Genomic DNA, 4155 nt, shown 5'->3' with positions numbered 1-4155 from the left:
TGCACCGGCGGCTTCGTCCTCGACGTGGAGTTCACCGCGACCAGGCTGCGCGAGCTGTGCAAGCTCGACGGTGCCGTGGTGCTGGACAAGGACATGGTCGTCGGCGGACGCCCCGTCGGGGCCGAACCAGCGGGAGCGTTCGCCGCGCAGGGTCACCACGTGGTCGGCGAGCTGGCACAGGTTGTCCTGTGCGAAGGCGTACCCGTAGCCGAAGCCGAGCCCTCCGAAGTCGCGGGCGACGATGTGCGGCACCCCGTACTCGGTGCGCCGGATCTTGGCGGTGTACCCGCCGCCGCGTTCCTCGCCCTGCCCGGGCCCGGCCGCCTGCGCGGGCAGCGGCGCCACCGCCACCGCGGCGGCCGACGCGAGGCACAACGCCACCGCCCCGGACCTCAAGCACCGCAGCAAAGCGCCTTTCTGATGCTCCCTCACTTGCCTGTTCGCTGTCATGGCGCTCAGACTCCCCCGCCCGGCGACCGCCCCGCATCGCTCCTCCGGACGACTCCGGCCCGGGCCGGTAGACCCATCGACGTACACATCCAGTAGGGGGACGCCGGGAGTTGCGGGTGGCCGCCCGTCCGGCAGGGGTCACCGGGCCATTCCCCGGCGGGAATTGGCGCGTCGTCCGGCTCCGGCGAGGATCGGTTCCAGCCGATCACCGCCGTACCGGGAAAGGACCCCCCTCATGCGCTCGTACCGTCTCGACAAGCCCGGCCACCCCGACGGGCTCGCCCTGCACCACGGCGAAACGCCCACGCCCGGGCCGACCGAGGTGCTGGTGAAGGTGCACGCCGCCGCGCTGAACCGCCGCGACGCGCTGATCCTCTCCGGCCGCTACCCGCTGCCCGCCCGGCCCGGGGTGGTCGCGCTCAGCGACGGCGCCGGCGAGGTGGTCGCCACCGGGGCGGCCGTCACCCGGGTCCGCCCGGGCGACCACGTCACCGGCAGCTACTTCCCCCGGTGGACCGACGGCCGGCTCCGGCCGGAGCTCGCCGACCAGCTCGGCTGCACCGTCGACGGCCTGCTGACCGAGTACGCCGTCCTGGACGAGCAGGCGCTGGTCGTCCTCCCCGAGGAGCTCGGCTGGGCCGAGGCCGCCTCGCTGACCTGTGCCGGCGTGGCCGCGTGGCGCGCCCTGACCGGTGGCGCTCCGCTGCTGGCCGGGCAGACCGTGCTCACCCTGGGCAGCGGGGACGTCTCGCTGTTCGCCGTGCAGTTCGCGCGGATGCACGGCTGCCGGGTGATCGCCGTCACCGGCAGCGCGGCCGGGGCGGAGCGGCTCGCCGGACTCGGCGCGGACCACGTGATCGACTACCGGCGCACGCCCGAGTGGTCCGCCGAGGTGCGCCGGCTGACCGGCGGGGAGGGCGCCGACCTGGTGGTCGAGACCCACGGGCCGGCCACCATCGAGCAGTCCGTCCGCGCCACCTCGCTGTACGGGCAGATCGTGCTGCTCTGGGTGGTCGGCGAGCAGCCGGCCGCGCTGCGGATCACCGACGAGGCGTACGCGGGGTCGCTGGCGACGATCCGCCGGGAGTTCGTCGGCAGCCGCGCTGACCTCGAGGCGGTGGTCCGGGCGGTCGGCACCCACGGACTGCGGCCGGTGATCGGCCGGGAGTTCGGCTTCGACGAGACGCCGGCCGCCTACCGCCACTTCCTGGACCGCGGCACGGTCGGCAAGACGGTGATCCGGGTGGCGTCCTGATCCCCGCCACCGCCGGGCCGGGCTCCGCCGGGCGTGGTTCCGGCGTGCTCCGCCCTCCGTCGCCGGGCCGGCGGCTCCGCAGGTCATGGGCGCTTGGCCGGTCCGCCCGTCCACGTTCTATTGTGGCGGGCGCGGCGGCGGCGCGGCCGGGAGGCGGCGCGCGGGGTGCCGCTCGGGCGTGAGCGAAGGGGTGGACGGTGGCGGGGCGGCGGAACGACGGGGTGCTGGCGGTCTGGGCGGAGGCGCAGCGGCAGGAGCAGCGCCGGGAGGAGGCCCGCTGGCGTGCCCAGGAGGCCGAGCGGCGCCGGCAGGAGCGCGAGGCGCGGGAGGCCCAGCGGGCCGCGGCGCGGGGTGAGCGCGAGGCGCTGCGGGCGTACCAGCAGTCGCGGGAGGCCGAGGTGGCCCGGCGGACGGCCGAACTGGACGGCCGGGTGGAGGAGTTGCGCGGGCTGCTGGCGGCCGGGCTGGGCCGTCCGGCGTTCCGTCCGCAGGCGCTGCTGGCGCCGCGCGCGCTGCCCGCCTTCGAGCCGGGGCGGCTCGGGGAGCCGGTGCCGATGCCGGACCAGGCGCAGTACCAGGTGCCGCCGCCGGACGCGGTGCAGGCGCGCAATCCGGCGGTCTGGCGGCAGTACGAGCAGTACGTGGCGCAGGCCCGGGCCCGGTTCGAGCAGGACTGGTACGCGGCGCAGGCGGCCGAGGCGGACCGGCAGCGGCGGCTGGCCGAGTACCACGGCCAGTACCTGGAGTGGGTGGCCCAGCAGCGCCGCCAGGACGAGGAACGGGCGGCCGGCACGCAGGAGTTGCTGGGCCGGCTGCGGGCCGGCGAGGCGGAGGCGGTGCAGGAGTACTTCAGCGCCGTGCTGTACGCCTCGGCGGGCTGGCCGGAGGGCTTCCCGCACCGGCTGGTGGCGGCCTGGGAGGCGTCGACCCGCCAGCTGGTGGTGAACTGGGAGCTGCCGGGCGCGGACGTGGTGCCGGCCGCGGCCCGGGTGCGGTACGTGAAGACGGACGACCGGGAGGCCGAGGTGGCCCGTCCGGCCACCGAGCGCAAGGCGCTGTACCGGGAGGTCATGGCGCAGAGCGCGCTGCGGGTGGTGGCCGAGCTGTTCCGGGCGGACGGCGACGGCCTGCTGGCCTCGGTGGTGCTGAACGGGTTCGTCCACGGCATCGACCCGGCGACCGGCCGGGAGGCGCAGCGCTTCCTGTCGACGGTGACGGTGGACCGGGCCGAGTTCTCCGGGCTGGCGCTGGACCGGGTGGCGGCCGTGGAGTGCTTCCAGGGCCTGGGCGGCACGCTGTCGGCGCGGCCGGAGCGGCTGGACGAGGTGCGCCCGGACCGGCTGCCGGAGACGGTCGGCGGCAGCCTGGCCGGGCAGGGCGGCGAGGAGGAGCCGGACCTCTTCGAGATGGACCCGATCGAGTTCGAGGAGCTGATCGCCGAGCTGTTCCGGCTGCGCGGGTTCCGGGTGATGACCACGGCCCGCAGCGGGGACGCCGGGGTGGACGTGGTCGCCGAGGACCTCGACCCGGTGACCGGCGGACGGATCGTCATCCAGGCGAAGCGCTACCGCTCGACGGTCTCCCCCACCGCCGTGCGGGACCTCGACTCCACGGTCCGCCACCACGGCGCGATCAAGGGCATCCTGGTGACCACGGCGGGCTTCGGCCCCGGCTCGTACGACTACATCCGCAACAAGCCGCTGACGCTGGTCAGCGGGCCGGAGCTGGTCGAGCTGCTCGCCGAGCAGGGCCTGCGCGGCCGCCTCGGCGACGGCAAGGGCGCGAACGGCACCGCCGACGGCGCCCACGGCACCGGGACCGGCGGCCGGCCCGCCCCCGCCGGGTCCGGCACCGCCGGGCCGGAAGGCCGTCCGAGCAGCCTGCGGCTGTCCTGGCAGAGCCGCACGGCCGGCGGGGACGCGGTGGAGCTGGACGTCTCGGCGTTCCTCTGTGCCGGCGGCACGGTGCTGAGCGACGAGCACTTCGTCTTCTTCAACAACCCGCAGGACCCGGACGGTGCCGTGCACCTGCACCCGACCCGCTCGGTGCCCGGCGAGCCGCTCCGGGCGGCCGAGCTGACGGTGGATCCGGGCCGGCTCCCGGCGGCGGCGGACGCGGTGGTGATCGCGGTCTCCACCGAGGAGGAGGAGCCGCCCGCGCTGCCGCTCGGCTACGTGCACGGGCTGTCCGTGACCGCCGCGTACGGCCCCGGCGCGGCCGGGCCGGAGCGCTGGGCGGCCGCCACCGGCGGCGTGCCGGACACCGCCCTGCTGGTCGGCGCCTTCCAACGCAAGGGCGGGTCCTGGGAGTTCACGCCGGACGGCACGGCGGTGGCGGGTGGCCTGGCCGGCCTCGCGGTGCGCTGGGGCGTCGCGGTGGAGTAGCCGGCCGCGCGTGCCGAAGAAGCTGCACTGCGCCTGCATCTGGATGGTTGCGCTCGGCACCGTGCT

The 4155-nt window shown here is 76.2% G+C and carries 3 protein-coding genes; 2 read left to right on the top strand and 1 reads right to left on the bottom strand.

Going from position 1 to position 4155, the window contains the following annotated elements; translation table 11 throughout:
- Nucleotides 1–351 (bottom strand): penicillin acylase family protein (locus tag ABZ885_RS36565; RefSeq protein ID WP_360198771.1); only part of this gene is annotated, 351 nt, incomplete at its 3' end.
- Between the two features lie 334 nt (nucleotides 352–685).
- Between ABZ885_RS36565 and ABZ885_RS36560 the strand changes: the two genes are divergently transcribed.
- Both ABZ885_RS36560 and ABZ885_RS36555 read left to right on the top strand, forming a co-directional pair.
- The gene (locus ABZ885_RS36560; protein WP_360198768.1) at nucleotides 686–1705 is read left to right on the top strand and encodes an NAD(P)-dependent alcohol dehydrogenase; all 1020 of its coding nucleotides are present in this window, start codon (nucleotides 686–688) and stop codon (nucleotides 1703–1705) included.
- Between the two features lie 197 nt (nucleotides 1706–1902).
- Entirely contained in the window at nucleotides 1903–4089 is a 2187-nt protein-coding gene (locus tag ABZ885_RS36555) for a restriction endonuclease (RefSeq protein ID WP_360198765.1), read from the top strand.
- The last annotated feature ends 66 nt before the right edge of the window (nucleotides 4090–4155 follow it).

Origin of the sequence: Kitasatospora sp. NPDC047058 (assembly GCF_040643935.1) — a bacterium.
Classification (GTDB): Bacteria; Actinomycetota; Actinomycetes; order Streptomycetales; family Streptomycetaceae; genus Kitasatospora.
This window is presented reverse-complemented; position numbering and strand designations above follow the sequence as displayed.

Coding starts and splice junctions, on each gene's coding strand:
- ABZ885_RS36560 (WP_360198768.1), top strand. CDS start 686: ATGCGCTCGTACCGTCTCGACAAGCCCGGCCACCCCGACGGGCTCGCC.